The sequence below is a fragment of the Candidatus Nitrososphaera evergladensis SR1 genome, from assembly GCF_000730285.1.
Lineage (GTDB): Archaea > Thermoproteota > Nitrososphaeria > Nitrososphaerales > Nitrososphaeraceae > Nitrososphaera > Nitrososphaera evergladensis.
Genome location: NZ_CP007174.1, coordinates 637,396 through 654,808, shown reverse-complemented (window position 1 = coordinate 654,808; position 17,413 = coordinate 637,396). Strand labels below are relative to the sequence as shown.

The 17,413-nt window shown below is 48.5% G+C and carries 24 protein-coding genes and 1 pseudogene; 7 read left to right on the top strand and 18 right to left on the bottom strand.

Going from position 1 to position 17,413, the window contains the following annotated elements; translation table 11 throughout:
* Positions 1 to 56: 56 nt before the first annotated feature.
* Both NTE_RS03290 and NTE_RS03285 read left to right on the top strand, forming a co-directional pair.
* Positions 57 to 398 (top strand): DUF488 domain-containing protein, encoded by a 342-nt coding sequence (locus NTE_RS03290; protein ID WP_148699732.1) that lies wholly within the window; start codon positions 57 to 59, stop codon positions 396 to 398.
* A gap of 23 nt (positions 399 to 421) precedes the next feature.
* Positions 422 to 796 carry a hypothetical protein gene (locus NTE_RS03285; protein ID WP_148699731.1) on the top strand — a complete coding sequence of 125 codons (375 nt, stop codon included), beginning with the start codon at positions 422 to 424 and terminating at the stop codon, positions 794 to 796.
* A 9-nt stretch (positions 797 to 805) separates the two neighbouring features.
* Here the strand turns inward: NTE_RS03285 and NTE_RS03280 are convergent, their stop codons facing one another.
* From NTE_RS03280 to NTE_RS03260, 7 genes and pseudogenes are all read right to left on the bottom strand, one after another.
* A complete protein-coding gene (locus tag NTE_RS03280; RefSeq protein WP_420835302.1) occupies positions 806 to 2,191 on the bottom strand; it encodes an aspartate ammonia-lyase in 1,386 nt (461 codons plus the stop codon).
* 126 nt (positions 2,192 to 2,317) lie between these two features.
* Positions 2,318 to 2,833 (bottom strand): annotated as a pseudogene (locus NTE_RS17535) (GNAT family N-acetyltransferase); the annotation flags it as partial.
* A gap of 86 nt (positions 2,834 to 2,919) precedes the next feature.
* Positions 2,920 to 3,381, bottom strand: a complete 462-nt coding sequence (locus NTE_RS03275; protein WP_148699729.1) for a hypothetical protein — start codon at positions 3,379 to 3,381, stop codon at positions 2,920 to 2,922.
* Entirely contained in the window at positions 3,359 to 3,595 is a 237-nt protein-coding gene (locus NTE_RS03270) for a hypothetical protein (RefSeq protein WP_148699728.1), read from the bottom strand. The genes NTE_RS03275 and NTE_RS03270 overlap by 23 nt, the downstream gene beginning before the upstream one ends.
* Positions 3,596 to 3,638: 43 nt before the next feature.
* On the bottom strand, positions 3,639 to 3,788 hold the full coding sequence (locus tag NTE_RS16310; protein WP_158385051.1) for a hypothetical protein: 150 nt from the start codon (positions 3,786 to 3,788) through the stop codon (positions 3,639 to 3,641).
* Positions 3,785 to 4,729, bottom strand: a complete 945-nt coding sequence (locus NTE_RS03265) for a DUF2182 domain-containing protein (protein WP_226987140.1) — start codon at positions 4,727 to 4,729, stop codon at positions 3,785 to 3,787. Before NTE_RS03265 ends, NTE_RS16310 begins: the two co-directional genes overlap by 4 nt.
* A 52-nt stretch (positions 4,730 to 4,781) precedes the next feature.
* A complete protein-coding gene (locus NTE_RS03260; protein ID WP_158385049.1) occupies positions 4,782 to 5,417 on the bottom strand; it encodes a DUF1326 domain-containing protein in 636 nt (211 codons plus the stop codon).
* Between the two features lie 251 nt (positions 5,418 to 5,668).
* On the opposite strand from NTE_RS03260, the gene NTE_RS03255 reads away from it, so the two are divergent.
* A complete protein-coding gene (locus NTE_RS03255; RefSeq protein ID WP_148699725.1) occupies positions 5,669 to 6,106 on the top strand; it encodes a hypothetical protein in 438 nt (145 codons plus the stop codon).
* Between the two features lie 128 nt (positions 6,107 to 6,234).
* Here the strand turns inward: NTE_RS03255 and NTE_RS03250 are convergent, their stop codons facing one another.
* Positions 6,235 to 6,873 (bottom strand): DUF1326 domain-containing protein, encoded by a 639-nt coding sequence (locus NTE_RS03250; RefSeq protein ID WP_148699724.1) that lies wholly within the window; start codon positions 6,871 to 6,873, stop codon positions 6,235 to 6,237.
* A gap of 105 nt (positions 6,874 to 6,978) precedes the next feature.
* Positions 6,979 to 7,359 (bottom strand): hypothetical protein, encoded by a 381-nt coding sequence (locus tag NTE_RS03245; protein WP_148699723.1) that lies wholly within the window; start codon positions 7,357 to 7,359, stop codon positions 6,979 to 6,981.
* A 107-nt stretch (positions 7,360 to 7,466) separates the two neighbouring features.
* Here NTE_RS03245 and NTE_RS03240 point away from each other — a divergent pair, with 107 nt between their 5' ends.
* Positions 7,467 to 8,399: a hydroxyacid dehydrogenase gene (locus NTE_RS03240; RefSeq protein WP_148699722.1), complete on the top strand. Its 933-nt coding sequence runs from the start codon at positions 7,467 to 7,469 to the stop codon at positions 8,397 to 8,399.
* Here the strand turns inward: NTE_RS03240 and NTE_RS03235 are convergent.
* Positions 8,392 to 9,555, bottom strand: a complete 1,164-nt coding sequence (locus tag NTE_RS03235; RefSeq protein ID WP_338031180.1) for an RNA-guided endonuclease InsQ/TnpB family protein — start codon at positions 9,553 to 9,555, stop codon at positions 8,392 to 8,394. The genes NTE_RS03240 and NTE_RS03235 overlap by 8 nt on opposite strands.
* A 67-nt stretch (positions 9,556 to 9,622) precedes the next feature.
* Entirely contained in the window at positions 9,623 to 10,363 is a 741-nt protein-coding gene (locus NTE_RS03230; RefSeq protein ID WP_148699721.1) for a hypothetical protein, read from the bottom strand.
* 220 nt (positions 10,364 to 10,583) lie between these two features.
* On the opposite strand from NTE_RS03230, the gene NTE_RS03225 reads away from it, so the two are divergent.
* Together NTE_RS03225 and NTE_RS03220 are read left to right on the top strand one after the other, a co-directional pair.
* Positions 10,584 to 11,042: a 50S ribosomal protein L15e gene (locus tag NTE_RS03225; RefSeq protein WP_148699720.1), complete on the top strand. Its 459-nt coding sequence runs from the start codon at positions 10,584 to 10,586 to the stop codon at positions 11,040 to 11,042.
* A gap of 158 nt (positions 11,043 to 11,200) precedes the next feature.
* Positions 11,201 to 11,719, top strand: coding sequence for a hypothetical protein (locus tag NTE_RS03220; protein ID WP_226987139.1), 519 nt, complete (start codon positions 11,201 to 11,203; stop codon positions 11,717 to 11,719).
* Between the two features lie 50 nt (positions 11,720 to 11,769).
* Here the strand turns inward: NTE_RS03220 and NTE_RS03215 are convergent, their stop codons facing one another.
* Positions 11,770 to 12,324, bottom strand: a complete 555-nt coding sequence (locus NTE_RS03215; protein ID WP_148699718.1) for a hypothetical protein — start codon at positions 12,322 to 12,324, stop codon at positions 11,770 to 11,772.
* Between the two features lie 162 nt (positions 12,325 to 12,486).
* Here NTE_RS03215 and NTE_RS03210 point away from each other — a divergent pair, with 162 nt between their 5' ends.
* A complete protein-coding gene (locus NTE_RS03210) occupies positions 12,487 to 13,482 on the top strand; it encodes an alpha/beta hydrolase (protein WP_148699717.1) in 996 nt (331 codons plus the stop codon).
* Between the two features lie 89 nt (positions 13,483 to 13,571).
* Here NTE_RS03210 and NTE_RS03205 read toward each other — a convergent pair whose 3' ends face one another.
* From NTE_RS03205 to NTE_RS03180, 6 genes are all read right to left on the bottom strand, one after another.
* Positions 13,572 to 14,288: a CDGSH iron-sulfur domain-containing protein gene (locus NTE_RS03205; RefSeq protein ID WP_148699716.1), complete on the bottom strand. Its 717-nt coding sequence runs from the start codon at positions 14,286 to 14,288 to the stop codon at positions 13,572 to 13,574.
* 185 nt (positions 14,289 to 14,473) lie between these two features.
* Entirely contained in the window at positions 14,474 to 15,067 is a 594-nt protein-coding gene (locus NTE_RS03200; RefSeq protein WP_226987138.1) for a nitroreductase family protein, read from the bottom strand.
* Between the two features lie 92 nt (positions 15,068 to 15,159).
* Positions 15,160 to 15,378, bottom strand: a complete 219-nt coding sequence (locus tag NTE_RS03195; protein ID WP_148699715.1) for a methyltransferase family protein — start codon at positions 15,376 to 15,378, stop codon at positions 15,160 to 15,162.
* Between the two features lie 36 nt (positions 15,379 to 15,414).
* Positions 15,415 to 16,197, bottom strand: a complete 783-nt coding sequence (locus NTE_RS03190; RefSeq protein ID WP_148699714.1) for a class I SAM-dependent methyltransferase — start codon at positions 16,195 to 16,197, stop codon at positions 15,415 to 15,417.
* A gap of 105 nt (positions 16,198 to 16,302) precedes the next feature.
* Positions 16,303 to 16,695, bottom strand: a complete 393-nt coding sequence (locus NTE_RS03185; protein WP_148699713.1) for a hypothetical protein — start codon at positions 16,693 to 16,695, stop codon at positions 16,303 to 16,305.
* Positions 16,696 to 16,778: 83 nt separating this feature from the next.
* Positions 16,779 to 17,396 carry a hypothetical protein gene (locus tag NTE_RS03180; protein ID WP_193354087.1) on the bottom strand — a complete coding sequence of 206 codons (618 nt, stop codon included), beginning with the start codon at positions 17,394 to 17,396 and terminating at the stop codon, positions 16,779 to 16,781.
* Between the last annotated feature and the right edge of the window lie 17 nt (positions 17,397 to 17,413).

Below are 17,413 nucleotides of genomic sequence, written 5' to 3'. Positions count from 1 at the left end.
CACACACATAGACGTACAGTTTATCTTGCAATTTCGTGCAATCATATGCATATACTTTGATCAGAGTGGCAAGGATCTACTCCTTTGAAAATGACAAAAGCTATCGCGTGTTGGTAGACAGATTGTGGCCAAGAGGCGTCAACAAAAGCAGCGTGGATCTCTGGCTGAGGGACATTGCCCCGTCCGACGCGTTGCGCAGGTGGTTCTCCCATGATCCTAAAAAGTGGGACGGCTTTAAGGAACGCTACTTCAAAGAGCTTGACGAAAGGCAAGAGCTTGTCAAGGCAATCCTTGAAAAAGAAAAGCAGGGGCTCGTGACCCTGCTGTTTGCGGCAAAAGATGCAGAGCACAACAACGCAGTTGCGCTTTTGGAATACCTGAAACGCTTTAATTGCTAGGACGCACATCCTTTCACCTGTATATGCGTGTCAGCGCGGTCGCAATAGTCCTTGCGGCAATAGCAGTCACCGGCGCGATTGCAATCCCTTCAGGCAATCCCGCATTCCTTGACAGGGCGATTGCGCTTGAATGCGTGTTTATCGCCCTTGCGGTGCTGACCTTTGCCGGCTACAAAAAGCAGCTGTACGCGTGCATCCCGCTTGCAGTAATCGTGATGGTCGGAAACTCGCTTGCGCCTCCGCACGTAGAGATAATGACGACGTTTTCAAAGCCATTAAACGCAATAGTGCTCATAACGGGCGGATACATACTGCAAATAGCGTTGATAGCGACTGCAGTATTGGAGTTGCAAAAAAGAAGAAAGGTTGCTACGGCCAGCAGCCAGAAGAGAATATGAAATAAAGAGCTAGCCTGCTCCAAGGATGCTTTCTTTTGACAGCGCCTTGTCAAGGTCTGCCTTTGTCATCAGCTTCTTTTCAAGGACGAGCTCCCGTATGCTCTTGTTCGTCTTCAGCGCCTCCTTGTAGATTTCAGCGGCCTTTAGGTAGCCTATGTACGGGTTCAAAAGAGTTACAAGCACGGGGCTTTTCTCGATGTACGATTCCAGCTTTTCCCTGTTGGCCTTTATCCCGTCTATCATGTTTTCTGCAAATATCGGCAGGAAATTCTTTAGCATGTCAGTCGAGTCGAGCATGCTCTTTAGCATGCCGGGGAGCATGACGTTCAGCTCGAACTGGCCCGCCTGCGCCGCCATACCGACAGAGACGTCGTTTCCTATTATGTTGAAGCATACCATGTTCAGGCACTCTGCAAGCGACGGGTTGACCTTGCCCGGCATTATCGACGAGCCTGCGTGCACCGCAGGTATCAGGACTTCTGCAAGGCCGGCGACGGGGCCGCAGGCCATCAAGCGTATGTCGTTTGCCATTTTTGTAAGTTCTATTGCGACGTTGCGCAGAGCCGACGATGCGTTTGCGACATCGAACTTGCTCTGCAAGGAATAAAACATGTTGTCAGACGGTTTCAGCTTTAGTTTCGATACTTCAGACAGGTGCTTTATGGCAAGCTCGCGGTAGCCCTTGGGCGTGTTTGCGCCCGTGCCGACGGCAGTGCCCCCAAGGCCCACCTCGCGCAAGCCGTCCATTGACTCGCGCATCCTCTTTTGCGCCCTTGCAAGCGAGTAGGCGTACTCTTCAAACTCGGCGCCCAACGTGACAGGGATTGCGTCCATCAGGTGCGTCCTTCCGATCTTGATGGCGTCTTCAAACTCTCTGGCTTTTTTTCGAAGCGAGTTTATCAGGATGGAAAGCGACCTGTCTGCCTCTTCCATGTTGAGCAGGATTGCCACGTGCATCGCCGTGGGAAAGGTGTCGTTTGAAGATTGTGACATGTTGACGTGGTCGTTTGGGCTGACGGTTTCGTACTCGCCCTTTTTCTTGCCCAGGATTTCAAGCGCCCTGTTTGCAATCACCTCGTTTGAGTTCATGTTAAAGGCTGTGCCGGCACCCGAGTTTATTGCCTCGACTACGAACTGATCCAAGAGCTTGCCAGCAAGGATCTCGTCGCAGGCCTTTACGATAGCGTCGGCCTTTTTGGTGTCCAGCGCTTTTAGCTCCTTGTTTGCAAGGGCTGAAGAGCGCTTTATCATGACAAAAGCGCGTATCAGGTTGATGTGGGCTCTCTGGCCAGTGACCTTGTACATCTCTTTTGCCCTCGACGCAAAGGGGCCGTAGTAAGCGTCAGACGGAACCTTGACTTCGCCAAGCGAATCCTTGTCAATCCTGTATGACATCGCAACCGCGATGGCGCCAGCGCCGTAATAAATTAATCGACGCTCTTGCGGCTTGAATTTGTCAAGCCGACTGTACGAGCCAGTGGTGTACTCTTCTTCAAGCATTGAATACCTCAACTCGTCCAGCCATTCTCCGTCCTTCAAGACGCTCTTTCGCATCCTGCCTTCAAGCTCAAATCCAGCCTTTTCCAGCAGCTTTGCAGACGCGGTGTTTGGATGCATGACATTGGCGTAGATCCTAAAGAGTTTCAGGTCGCCAAATCCAAAGTCCAGGATGCCAAGGAGAGCCTCTTTTGCCAGTCCCCTGCCCCAGTACTTTTTGCCCAGCCAGTACCCGACTTCTGCGTTTCTGTTCTGGCAGTCTAGGCGGGTCAAACTGATTACCCCGATGATCTTGTGGGTTTGTTTAATCTCGATGCCAAACGAGTAGCCTTCTTCTCTACTGCTACCACCGCGACGGTGTTGTTGTTGTTGCTGGGCAATTTTGATGAAATCCCGGGCATGCCGCAACGTGTACGGATAAGGAATAATGCGCGTGTATCTGCTGACTTCTTTATCGTTTAGGTTTTCTTGGATGGACCGGGCGTCAGATTTTTCAGGAGTCCGCAAGACAATCCGTTTTCCTTCAATTACCAGAACCATACCGCCCTGTGATGTGCGTATTCGTGTCTATTAAGACAGGTTGCAGGTTTGCTGGATGCAAAAAAGATACTGCAAAATTACATGAGTCACCGGCGCTGCCCTGCCTTGACAGGGGCTATTGCAATCGTCCTTGAGATTATCGAGCAGATAATCCCGATTCCTGCCGCGGTGCCTGTGAACCATAGGACGTAATTGCCCAGAAAACCAGAGCCTTCTGATGCAAGGCCGAGGATAAGGCTCAGAATTATAGTAAGGATTCCCTGGCCGGTTCCTATCATCACAAAGAACTTGCCGGTTGTAATCCTGTTTTTGAAAAACAACACTCCCCCGATTATCACGACGATGCCGCCAAGCTGCGCAACCAGCGCCAGCAGCCCAAGCGGCACGATGGCGACCTGCCAGACATCTTTTGCAGTGTATTCTTTTAATCCGGCGGCAACTAGATCATAAATAGCGGTACTTGGATGGTAGCCGGAAGCAAGAAAAAGCACGCCGGAGGCTATTGCCAGCATTCCTGCCAGCTTGTTACGAATTATTTGTGATTGCATTTTCTTCTTGATGATAATCTTCTTTAAAGCTGTTTTCTAGTTCGTCCTTTCCCTCAGATACAAGCTGCTTTGCTTTTGCAGCAGCGTCTTTTATTATTGGGGCATTGGCGATTTTTTCCACTCCCTGTTGCAGTCCCGACAGGAACGTACGCACTCCAAGACCCAGCACGGCCAGAACCACTACTCCAACAAGGATCCAGGTCAGTACTCCCATGATGATACAGCATCAGAAAATATTTATTTTCAGTATTAAGCGATTATGGAGACTCTTTCTTGCACCTTTCTTCATTTTTGGACACGGCGCAAGTGGTGATGATGATGACGATATTATTTTGCAGAGCCGTTACCGCGCCTGCAAAATGACCGTAGACGCACATTTCTTCCACATAGTTTCTCTTTGTCATCATCCCATCTGCGGCATCTTTTGGGCCGGCGTCATGTTTGCAGACGGCTCCATGTCGGCGGTATTGGTAAAAGCCGCGTCGCCTGTAGACATCATTGTAGGCATCGAAATTATTATTGCAGATCCGCCTGTAACCATAACCAGAATTCCAATTATCACAAATCCAATTCCTGCAGCCCTTGCAATCCATATCCCCTTCTTTGACCAGACTTTTTCCCCGAAAATTATTCCCGAAAACAGGGCCATCCAGAGCAGGTTCATCCATCCAAGCGCCACCATTAGCAAAAAGTACGGCCAGCAGCATCCCAGGCAGTACAAGCCGTGAAAGACGCCCATCTTGGCTGCTCCTGTAGCGCCACTGCTCCACCTCCTCATGAAAAAGCTCAGGGGAGACTCGCAGTATCCGAGGCATTTGTTCTTGAGCGGGCTAAATTGATACGCCCCTGCGATAACCAAGATGGCGCCGTAGATGTATTGGATAATAGACAACCCCGATGCTGCACTTGTCATGATGCTCGTCAACATTGACCATCCAAGCAGCAGGACAAACCCTGTCAGGGACCACACTGCAAGATAGCCGCCAACAAAGAGCAAGGTCTTGAAGGGATAGACTTGCTTTTGGGATGCATCATCATTTTTCTGAAGAGCCACTTGCACTTGGCTGTTGTTTTTTTCAGAGCTGGCCAGTCTGTTATAGAGAAACACCATCGGAGTGATTGCAGGAAACATCATTGCGGCCATGCCAACGGTCCACAACAATACAAAAAACAGGTAAGAAGATGCCAAGCCAAATCCATTATTATCATCACCCATTCCAGAGGCAAAAGGCGACGGCATCATAGCCGCCGTTGTCATTGTCATCATCATGTCGTTCTGAAGGGTCTGGGAGGTCAGCCAGCTTGCTGCTGAAACGGAGACAAGTGAAACAAGGATTATCTTTTGCACTTTATCCATAGCCAGCAACAACTCGCTCCATCGTTACTGCGTCATCATCATCTCACTGCCCTCTGTATTCTACTGTTGAGGCATAGGCGTTCTTGCCCGAATCGTCAAAGTTAAGGTTTGGCGTCATTATCCTCATCACAGAACTCTTGGCGGCGTCTGCTATTTTCCAGACGAAACCTTTTGGAAGCTGCACCTTTGTGTCTTGCTCTTCGCAGGTAACAGGATTTTTAAAGCTCTCAAGACGGACATCTAGCACTCCGGGCACGGAGAAGCTGCTTTTCTTGCCATCCAGCTTGACGTTAATGTCAACGAACTGGGGCTCAAGCATGTACTTTATGGTTGTCGCAAAGATCGAAAAGGGCCCCTCCCCTTTTGCCTTTCCTGAAAAGATGTTTACAACTGCGTTTCTTTGCTCCGGTGTAGTATTACCAGAGATAAACAGTTGCATCGTACCGTTTCCTTCATGAATTGCTTTGGGCCAAGATGCGGCGTATACGACATCAATGTTGTCAAGTTTGACGTCGTTTCCGTAATGGCCTTCCCTTATAGGATACAAAACTAGCGCCCTGCAAAAGCCATATGTTGGATAGCCGTTAAAGTTGCAGGGACAACCATAGTCGCAGTTGCACGTTTCTATGTAGTCGCTCTTTGTCCTCCAAGAAGGAATCTCAACTACAGAAGCGGTCATTTGACGGATTTTGTATACGGACATGTATGTAATAAGCAGTTGTCGATGGTGCAGCTCGCATAGCCGGCAGGACATTCTAGAAAAAAATTATGGTTTATTCTTCTCCTCAATAACTTGCGGTAATTGACCATTTAGTTATAGTAAAAACAGGATAATTTCAGTAAATTTTCACCTTTTTATCGCCAACTTGCCAGAATCCTTGAATAAGGGAATTTATTCATTATAGCCGAATAGAGCAATCTTATATGAAAATGATCCAGCTTTGGACGAATCTTGACGAGACAGAGTTTGCGATCAAGCTGGCTTCAGACGCGATAGGGTTTCGAGCCTCTACCAGCGACACCGCCGACTATGTAAAACTCATAGACGAAATACATGAAATGGACGACCAGCAAATCGACTGGCCTTTCATGCTTGGAAAGTGGATAGCATCCTGGAAGGACGGCTTTCGTCATTCTGCCTTGCAATACGGACACAGAACGCAAAAGTCGCAAAAAGACACCGCGCATGATACCCTCGCGTATTTCCCCGCTTCAAACATAAAACAGAAAAGGAAACGGGGCAAGAGGCGCCGCAAGTCCCGGCGCAGAAAACTGGACGTAAGGTGCAGGTTCTGCAACCTGATGTTCTACAATGATGTCGAACGTGCAACTCACGAAAAGGAATGGCACGCAAATAAATTATTGTAGGCTAGACGGCGAGATCTAGGTGAGCGGCATGTTCAAGACAACATAGTTGGCCAAGAAAAGCACACACCCTCTGCTCCGCGCATGGCGTTTCTATGTCACTCTGTTTATCATAATCTCGATGATAATGTTTAGGGGCCGGTCCAGTCGAAAGGAATGTGCTTGCTCGATCTGCCCTTCCAGTCCCACTTGAAGCCCATAGCATCCACTTCGTCAGCCACAGCCCTACCCCATGTTGCAACGGTACCTGGTCCAGTCTCGCTTCCAGGCGCATTAAGAGTCTGCACTCGTTTGCCGGGTGGAGTCATGGGCCCAGTTAATGCTTCACCTCTTGCAACGACCTTGCCCGGTACTTCTGCGCTCCAGTATGCAAGGTCATTTGCTATCTCAAACTTGATCGGAACGAATTCCGTGCCACGGTCTTCTCCAAAGGCCTTGGCAAGCTCTCCCATGAAGCCACCTGCTTTGCCGGTAAATATCATCTGAAGAGCTTCTCGCTGCTTTTCATTAGCTCGCTCGTCGAAAAAGAATCCCATGGTTGCTTTTGCCTCCCCCGCCCAGATATTGCCTTTGAAGCCGCCTACCATCATCACATTCAACCCGTCAAGGGGCGTTTCGCCATAGTGTCCATTCTTGATATGGTATGCAAGTATGCCTTCGCAATCTCCATAAGATGGAGCTTGAGCGAATGTACAGGGGCAGGGAATATTGCATTTGCAAACATCAAACCAGTCTCCTGAAGCTTTCCATTTTGGAGTATCTTCAGACATACATTTGGTATAGTGCGCGATATTTTAAGTATTTAGAAGATGAAATAATGATTTTGTTACCTACGAGAAATTAATAGCTCCAAATTTTGCAAGAGCAATATAACATCAAGTAATTATTTTCGAGCCTGCAAGGCTTTCAATCTCGTACAGTTCGTCCTCGGTTATGGCAAGGCCGTGCAAGAGCGCGGGCTGCTTGCCGGCAAGAGGCGTTTGTGAAACAGGCACGGCAGGCAGGAACCTTGCGAGCATGGCAAACACCATCTTGCCGTACCAGTTGTTTTCAAGGCACGGCTTTTTTTCAATGTTGCTCAATGCGTCAAGCTCGACTATTTTTTCAAGCGTTGCAGAGCCAATTATTACAGAGTCGCCCTGCACATTTTTTTTGATGAGCAGGATTTTTGATCCTAAAGACCAGTCACGCCTGATGCCCACGTACAGCGACTGCCTTGCGTACAGCATACGCTCCTGCTCCTCTTTTATACGCACGACGTACGCCGATAACAACCTCCAGACTTGCAGGCACACGAAACAATAAGCGTTGCGAATCATCATCGCAATAACAATATATTATCACCGGGATTTCCATGCGCCATATGCAAGTAAGCGGCAGGGTGCTTGTCTGCGATTCAATCGATCAGGCAGGCATCGACAGCATGAAGCGCGCCGGGCTCGCAGTGGACTACAAGCCCGAGATCAAGGCCAATGAACTGGTTGCAACTGTCAAGGATTATGACGTTATTGTGGTAAGGAGCAGGACCAAGGTCACAAAGGAAGTCATCGACGCTGCCTCCAGCGCCAAGATAATAGCAAGGGTAGGAGTCGGGCTTGACAACGTCGATGTCAAGACTGCAGAGGCGAAAAAGATCAGGGTTATAAACGCGCCCGAAGCAGCATCCGTTGCAGTTGCCGAGCTTGCAATCGGCCTCATGATTTCGCTTGCAAGGAGCATACCAAGGGCTGACGCCGAGACGAAAAAGGGCAGCTGGATCAAAAAAGACCTAATGGGGACGCAGTTGTCCGGCAAGTACCTCGGCATCGTCGGCGTCGGAAACATTGGCCGGCATATCGGCAGGATGGCCAAGGCGCTCCACATGAACCTGATTGGCTACGATCCATATCCAATAAACAAGGAATTCATAAGCGAGACCGGCATGATAGTAACCGACTTCAACACTCTTCTTGAAAGCGCCGACTATATCACGTGCCACGTACCTTCGACGCCAGAGACAAAGCACATGTTCAACGCAGAGCGGCTGGCAAAGATGAAGCCGACAGCGTACCTCGTCAACACGTCAAGGGGCGAGATAATCGACGAAAACGCCCTGTACGAGGCGCTGAAAAACGGCAAGCTGGCCGGCGCGGCTCTTGACGTCTTTGAGGTAGAACCGCCGACGAACAAGCTTCTCTTGGGATTGCCAAATCTCGTTTGCACCCCGCACATTGGCGCGCAGACCAAGGAGGGGCAAGAGCTGGCATCGACCGTTATCGCAGAGAAGATAATACAGATCCTGCGTGGCGTCATATAATGACATGTGGATATTTACCGTCACAGCCGGTAAGCATTTCCTGCTTCATAGACCCACACAGGATCTCTACAGGCGTAACTTCCCGCAATCCCTGCGGTAGTTGCAGCAAGCCTTTTTGCAAGATGTTCAAGCTTGCATTGTAATCGCGGTCTATGACAAGCCCGCACCTGTCGCAACAATGAATCCTAACTGCAAGGTCTTTTTGCACTTTGTTGCCACATTGAGAGCAGTCTACGGTCGTATTGTAGGGATCTATCTCCATGACCATCTTTCCCTTGTAGGCTAGGAATTGTCTAAAAGTTGACCAGCCACTGTCAAGAATACGCTTTGCAGTATGACGATTTCTAGCCAGATTACAAGTGTGTAGACGTTCAACGAATATCAAGTCGTATTCTTTGGAATAATGGTACGATTCCTTATGAAGGAAATCTTGCCTCTTATTCCTAATTCTTTCGTGTAAACGAGCAACCCGGCTTTTTGCTTTCTGATAATTATGACCACCCTTTTCCCGTCTAGACAACTGGCGTTGTGCTCTCCGCAATGGCTTTGCCATAGATGTAAGAAATAAGGGATTGTCGACAATGCGATTATTCGAATCGTGAGCAAACTTTGTTATCCCAAGGTCAATTCCAACAGATTTTCGCGGGTCAATAAAACAAAATGTAGACTTTGCAATATCACACGTTATGATAGCATACCACTTTTCATTGCGCCTGAAAACTGTTACTTGTTTAATGTCCGCAAGCTTTCTATGCAGGCGGATTTCCGTGCATCCTATTTTAGATAGCCACAACAGGTCAGTTTTTCCACGCTTTTCTATTTTGAACCCAGATTGATTATAGGTAAACGAATTGTAACTAGCTCTTTCAATAGAAGCAAAACTGCCAACTTTGCAGCCTTTCTTACGCAGGGCTTTGAGACTATTATGTTCGGCTGTAATTCTTGTTGATATCATTTGCAGCATCTTTGAATGATAATTGTACAACCACGGTTCCGTTTCTTTCAGCTCTGTAAGAGCATAATTCAACTCGTTTCTAGAATACGGCTTTAGTTGTATCAGGCGATTGTAGACCCAGTTGCACGTTTGCAGGGCATTTACGAGTTTAGATTCCTGTTGAAACGTTGGATATAATCTAAACTTGTAATTCCGCATCATAATATAAGAAATAAGGATTGCAAATTCGTATTTAATCCAAGAAGCACCTTAGGGAGAGGGGGACGTTTTAGGCGGACACATACAAATCTCTGTTGATTGGTAGATATTCCAGAGATGGATATCTGTTCCCGTTGCTAACTGAGAAAGCAACAATATATTTTGGAGCTATGGGTATCTCCATACTGTCATATTCTTTTTTTATAGCACCCTTAACGACACCTATACTTGTTTCACTTAGTTCCAGATCTAATCCGTTAGGATATCTGAAACATAGCTGGTAAGAAAAAGGTAGTGAAAAATCGTAAAGTGAGATATTTGTGATTCTTTTTGGAAGAGCTATACTGACGGGTACAACTGCACTTCGGGTAACAGGTACAAATGGGCTGTGATGCAAACTTCCGGGTATCCTATCGAAGATACTGGTATCAGCAAATTGTGTGATGTCCTTGTAGTCATAGAGGAGAAGGCGAGAATAGTGAGCATTCTTAAGTATCCTGCCAAGTTGTCTTCTTTTTATTTGGATGAATTTCTTTGAATGTACGTTTCGCCTTTTTGCTTCAAGAAATCCAATTCCTGTAAGTGTTTTTCCATCATCATATATTATGTTGACAAGAATGGCAATGTCACCAAAATCAGTTTCAACTTTACCTTTTGCTTTATACGGATGCCATAAAACATTAGTATTGTTCCTACTGTTTATGACAAAATCGGGGTTAAGTTTTCCCTTGAGTGTTTCTATGATTTTATAGGTTATATGATTTTCATCCCAAGCACTTGGAATACATGCAATTACAGATTCTCGAATCAATTGTTCTACTGCAAAACAAAAATGAAGACGAGAGCTAAATACCCTCAATTTTGATTATCAAAATAACCACCAATACATTAACTTTAACCAAGTATCGTTATCACAAATTAAGCAGATACTAGACCTAACTGCAATGCAAAGTATATTCCGTCAAGTTTTGAACCTTCCATTAACACCGTTATCCAAATCTCTATAAGGGGGTTAGCAACAGGAAACCGATATGCGCAGCTACATGGCCCAGACTTGGACAAAAATGTGGAAGGAGAACTCGGATGAACTAAAGTCCAAGGCCATTGCATGGAGGCAAGAGCCAACGATCAACAGGATCGACCGGCCAAGCAGGCTCGACAGGGCCCGCAGGCTGGGCTATAAGGCAAAGCAAGGTATAATAGTTGTCCGCGTGCGCGTCGGCAGGGGCGGCATGAGAAAGCAGCGCCCGGTAGCAGGCAGAAGGCCAAAGCACATCGGTGTCGTCCACATCAAGCAGGGCATCAGCATGCGCAAGGTTGCCGAGAGAAGAGTTTCAGAAAAGTTCCCAAACCTCGAAGTGATGGGCTCGTACTACCTGCACAAGGACGGCATGAACATCTGGTACGAGGTAATAATGGCAGACCCGGCCCACCCCGCGATATCAAAGGACCGCGAGATGAGGGGCAAGCTCAAGGCGTTTGCAAAGTAATTGCGCACGTGTGTATATACGCACGTTGTAATCAAATAATTTAACAGTTCCTTATCCCAGGTACGAATGGCGTGTCAAATTGCCCACACTTTCATAGCTTTTGCAAACGATTAGCCGTCAGAATGACAATTTCGTTAGTCTTGACATTTGCAATGATGATGACGATGACAACTACTACTTTTTACTTTCAAAGCGTTAATGCAGATGAATGCGCAGAAGATAAAGACTGGCCAGAAAAGCCCTGTCCAGCCTATGGAGCCGCATCAGAAGCTGAACTCAGAGAAAGGTGGGACAAATACTATGAAATGAAAGGAAAAGAATGGATGGAGGCAAAAAAGGCAGAAATGGACCAAGCCATCAAAAACAACACTTTTACGGAATGGATACAGTACGGAGATCTGGATAACAACAATGCCGCCAACAGGAATGCCTATTTCTATTATCGGCTAAACAATCAAGTGCCACTCAGGGTCAGGGATTTCGAAGGGCGGTATTTTATGCCAGAGGAGCAGGACCCAAGCATGTTCATCTTCACTCCCCTCTCAGGAGACTATTACGTCAAGCCGCCGCCGGCGCCATGGTACACCCGCCCCGAGGGATTGTACGTGATAATTGGAATCGGATCTGCGAGTGCATTGGCTTCATTTTTTGCACTTCGCAAAGTTATAAGGAAGTAAAAAAATTATTTTTACCAATGACCAGAATTTCTCAAGACAGCTTCGATATCCTATTTGATGACTTGAATCCTGTAAAATGAAGAAATGTACCCTTCTTTTCCGTACGCGTACGCGGTGACGAAATAATCTCCCGGCTCCAAATTGACTCCAAAAGTGTGCTTTTTTGTGCCGTCATCGCCTCTATCGTCCAAAATTCCCCACGGTCCGTTTTCCATGTCGTAAACATAGGTGCTCACTTGCAGGGTTCCGTTGTAATCGTGCCCTTCGAAATATACCGTGGAATTCCTGCTCAAATCTATCACGATTTTCTTGGCGTCATAGTCTGCACTACCGGTATCGAAATTAGAGTGTCCAGGCATAGGTCCGCTCCCCGCATCCCTGCCCCAAGCCATATTGCCGCCAAGGCCTTCATATTCTTTGTAATCATAGACCATCACAAGCCTTAGAGGCGGGATTGGACCCTCTTGCCTTACCACGTAATCAGAAAAGGAATATTTTGGCCACGGACGAGCACTTGTCGCAGCGCCCAGTATAGCAAGGAACATGAGTCCAACGAGCAGGCCGCCTATAGCCGCGTACGCCGCCCTGTCAGCCACGGGATTCATCTAGATGCACGTCTAATTAGCTTTTATCCAAACTGCAGCGATCCTATGATCCACTCTGTCAGCGAAGGCATCAGATTGATTTGCCGCGGTGCTTTGTTAGATGAAGTACTTTCAAAAGCCTTTAGTCTTTCAATGTGGTCGATAACATGAGAGAGAGAAAGTGTGTCTTCTGGAAATGTTACAGTCTCGGAAATAACGAAAGTAGAACAAAAGACAAGGGAATTCTTGGAGGGCCTTAAGAAGCAGGGAGGCCCGCCAATCCAGACACTATCGCCAAAGGATGCCCGTGCTGTATTGTCAAGCCTTCAGTCAGGACCGGTCACAAAGCTTCCGGCCGAGATAGAGGACCGTACCATCCCTGGCGGTCCAGGCGGCAAAGAAGTATCGATCCGAATCGTCAGACCGCAAGGCAGCGGCAATAAAACCCTGCAGGCTGTAATGTATTTCCACGGGGGAGGATGGGTGCTTGGCGGTAGCGACACTCATGACAGGCTGGTAAGGGAGCTTGCCAGCAAGGCCAATGTGGCCATCGTCTTTGTCAACTATACTCCATCGCCAGAAGCCAGATATCCAGTACCATTGGAAGAGGTCTATGCCGCCACGAAATGGGTTGCGCAAAACGGCAAGTCCGTCAATGTTGACGCTTCGCGGCTGGCAGTTGCCGGTGACAGTGTAGGCGGCAACATGGCTATCGCAGTTACGTTGCTTGCCAAGGAGCGCGGAGGACCCAAGATGACCTTTCAGGCGCTCTTTTATCCAGTCACTGATGCCAATTTAGACTCTCCATCCTACACTATGTACCAGGATGGCTTTTGGCTTACTCGTGAAGGCATGAGGTGGTTCTGGAATAACTATGCGCCAGACAACAACTCCCGGAAAGAGCCTACTGCTTCGCCGCTGCAGGCTCCAATTGACCAGCTCAAGGGATTGCCGCCAGCGCTCATAATTACAGATGAGTTTGATGTACTGCGCGACGAGGGAGAGGCTTATGCCCATAAGCTGATGCAGGCAGGGGTTCCGGTGACGGCAACCCGGTATCTTGGCACCATCCACGACTTTGTAATGCTAAATGCGATAGCCGATACTCCAGCGGCCCGCGGGGCAATCGATCAGGCTTCTGAAATGCTAAAAAGGGCGGTGTTGTCATCAGCTCAATAATAACAACACGCAGTTTTTCTTGCACAAACGCTAAATTGCGCATATATATAGAGACTTTTTTGCGTATGATTAGAGTCCGTTATTTTACCTTAATCAAGTCCGTCTCTGAACTTGATGCTTGCATGACTGCCGTTGCAAAACGGCATGTTACTTGAAGCCCCGCACCGACACAGCGTTGCGCGATTGCGCACCTCGTAGCGCTTGCCGTCGTGGGATTCGATAGGAATGCCTCCGCGAATCCACAGCGGTCCGCTGCACTCCAAGGCAGGATCTTCGACCACCCCAATAGAAGGGGGAAGCTTGTGTTCAATCTCCTTTCCGGTCTTTTTATCGTGCACCACCAGCCGGCCTGCAGGGCAGTGATTCGCTTCGCGTATCACCAGATCACGGGCAGCAGAGTTGTCAGTTTGCTCGATTAGATTCCAGATCTGTCCTGCAGGATCGCAAAAACGCGCAAATGCGCACAAGTTTTCCGCGTCGCTAAGGACCATTGTCGGGCCGTCATATTTTTTGGCTTGTCTGACATACGGCCTGCGCGTCGCGGTTTCTTTTCCCTCAAATCCTATTTTCTCATGGGTTCCGTCGCAAAATGGCTTGTTCTTTGACTGCCCGCATCGACACAGCGCATACTCTGATTGCGTATCAAACGATCTGCCCTCTGTCCAATCCCACGAAAAACCCTCTTTGTTCGGGGTGATTATCTGCATTGAAAGGGGAATGCCGCCTGAAACCAGATAGGGTCCGTTCTTGCTGACGATTATCTTTTTCTCTAAAGATTTGTCCACGTTCTGATCTTCCTTTCGCATTGGATAGACGATCGTTGTTGGTGCGGATTAATTTATCGTTCATGCTAATAGGCGCCGGAAGTGCAAGAGCTAGAAAGTAACCGGAAATATGTTATGATGTTGTTGTATTTTTGCAGGAATTTTGTTTCAAAGCGACACAGAAAAAGAATGTAAATCGATTAATTATTGTTGTTAATCGCGCCGCACTACGCTCTGAACTTTCCCTCCATCACTATTTCTGCCAGCGGCTTTCTGTCGCTTGGGTATTCCCTTTCGCGAAGGGCAGGATCGAGTTTTTCTTTTGGCGCTGGCCTGCCTATAGCAACCATCGCTAGCGGCTCATAGTCATCCGGCAGGTCCAGCTCGTGCCTTGCCCCATCGTGGTCAAACCCACCCATCGCGTGCGCAACAAGGCCGCGCGAGGTAGCTTCAAGGGCAAGGTTCTGCCAAGCAGCGCCAGTGTCAAACTGATGTGTAGCGTTTGGTTGGCCGTTATAGTCAGAGGTCTTTTTCGAGACGACCACTGCAAGCGCCGCGGCGTCCTTTGCCCACGACTTGTTGAGATCCATGAGTAGCCCAAACAGCCGGCTCCAGTGTGGCGTGTCCCTTTTTGCATAGACAAAGCGCCACGGCTGGCCGTTGAACGCTGACGGGGCCCACCTGGCCGCTTCAAACAGTGGCATGAGCTCTTCATGCGAGAGCGCCTCGCCGCTCATGGCCCGCGCAGACCACCTGTTCAGTATCAGCGGGTTTATCTCGTAAGTTGCCTTTCTTCCAAGCGCTTGTTGCTCTTGTTTCACGCAAAGCAAATAGCTGGCAGTATTAATAAACTTGGTAGTAATTTCCTACCAAGTAGGTAAGAACAACCTTTGCAGGTCAGCACCCACTTACTTTAACAATAGCTGATGGCAATCTCGGCAGGGCCTGCAAGAGGCCGCCTTTCCATTCCAAGAGTTTTCTGCAGCTCTTGCAAGGTGATCTGCCTGCCGCCGGCGAGCTTTGTAAACAGATCAAACTCTACTGCAGCCATCAGGGCTTTTGAGACCCAGAAGCCCGTCAGCATCTTGAATTCGGATCGGGCGAAAGAGGAGGGAGCAGAAGAGGACGACATATGTGTATATGCGTGCTGAATAAAAACATAGATCATCTAAGGTTTTTCCCGGGTCAAGGTGTCTGTTTTTCTTGCCTTTAGCAGGACATATTCAATGTCACCTTTGTCTGACAGCTGCTTCATTTTCAAAATCGACCTGTACAGTATCTTTTCAAGGTAGGCAGGGTATGCAGCAAGTATTCTTGGCCGCAAGTTTTCCCTGTTTTTCAGGTAATAGTCGGCAAGCGGCCCGTAGACATTTTTCCCGATGTAGCGGCTTGACTCTATCGACAGGCCCGCGCCCGTAATTGCGCGCTCGACGTATTCTGGATCATAGTGCTCCGACGACCAGGTCACAGCCAGTATTCCAAGGCTCAAGAAATGCAGCAGCCTCTTCTTGCGCAGTTTTAGTACAGGAATTGCCATGACCAAGAGGCCGCCGCTGTCAAGTACCCTGGCAGACTCCTGTACAAACCGGCCAAGTGGCCGAAAGTGCTGCGCCGATTCAAGCGCTATTACCCTGTCCACCGAATTACTGGCAAAAGGCAGCGCTGTAGAAGTGGCGTTTACCAAGGATGCCTGCGCATCCTTGGAATTCTGTAGCTGCGAAAAATTAATGTTCACGCAGGCAACCTGCAGCGATTTGTAGCAGGATTTCCAGTAGGCCGCAGGTGCGCCAAGGCCGCTCCCAACGTCTAGAACAGTCATGGAAGACGCAAGCTCGGCCAGCTCGCCAACTGCAGCGCAGAGCATCTGTTGCGCTTCAAGCGGTGTTTTTGCGGAAGAAGAATCGTCCCAGTAGCCGAAATTGAGCATCCTGCCTCCGGCTGCAATGGTCATCAGAGGAGAGAGCGAGTTGTAGAGTTTTACGACGTCTTTTTCGCTTCGCCGGAACGTCCACAGCAGTATGTCAAGCGGGCGTATGCTTGCTGTTGCCAGCGACCTTTACCTGGCCAGCTTTTTGGCTGACTCGATTATCTTGGCTACTTCGGCAGCCGGCGTTTCCTTGTCCATTGTAAGGTAGTAAAAGTTGTCCTCGTTTGTCAGGGTAAGGATTTTCACTTTTTCGTTTTCAGTGAAGGTGTATTCTGTCTTGCCTATCGACCGCTCGAAGCTTTTTCTCAGCTGGCTGCGCGTTGCTTCAATAAAGTACTCGTTGCGTGCCTCTTCCGGCTTTAGCAGCGGGACCACGCCCTTGCGCAGGCCACCTGCAAGCGTTCTTCCAAACTTGTTCATGACACCGGCGTAGCGTATGCGCGGCGAAATTGCAAGGATGCTGTTGCATTTCTCCCTGTATTTTGCAGCAGTGTCAGGGTCAGCCTGCGGTCTGTTGGACATATATGAATTGATCTTTGCAACTAGGTAATATATGAACTACTTTGTGCACAATAACAGACCTAAAAAATAGGAAGAGGAGGCTTTTAGACGCTCCCGATTTTTTCCATGTCAATGTTGTTGCTGTCGTCATATGATACGGATGGCTTTTTTTGAAAATAAGTGGCAATGTATGCCAGCCCGCCTGCAATGACACCTATTATCAAAAGCACTGCAAATGCTGCAATTGGAATGATGAACTGATCCATTACCGCAGGGTTTTCCGTCAGACCTGCATTCGCTCCTCCGCCACCGGCAATCATGCCAAGCACGCCGGAACCGGCAAGCCCTGCATAGACCATCATTAACGTCACCGCGGCACCTCCGACGTTCATCCCTACAAGGTTGGTCCACGCAAGAGCAGACCTGACCCCGCGGATCCTCTTTTGCAGGTTGACCTCCAGGTGGTTGTAGAATATTGCCGTAGTCGCTATTGCGACGATCAGTATCATGTAGAGTATGTAGCCAAGGAATATCCACTTTGCCGGCCCTTCAAACGACAGCGAAAGGATCTGGATGATGTTGACGCTGGACGAAAAGAGGAACTGCATCCCAACGAACGAAGCGGTAAGCAGGGTGATAGCCGCGCCCTGAATTATTGCCGACGCTATGAACCTGTTGGACCATACGCTGCTACTGTTTCTGCCGAGCGCTTCTCCTCTCACACAATCGTCACCGGGAT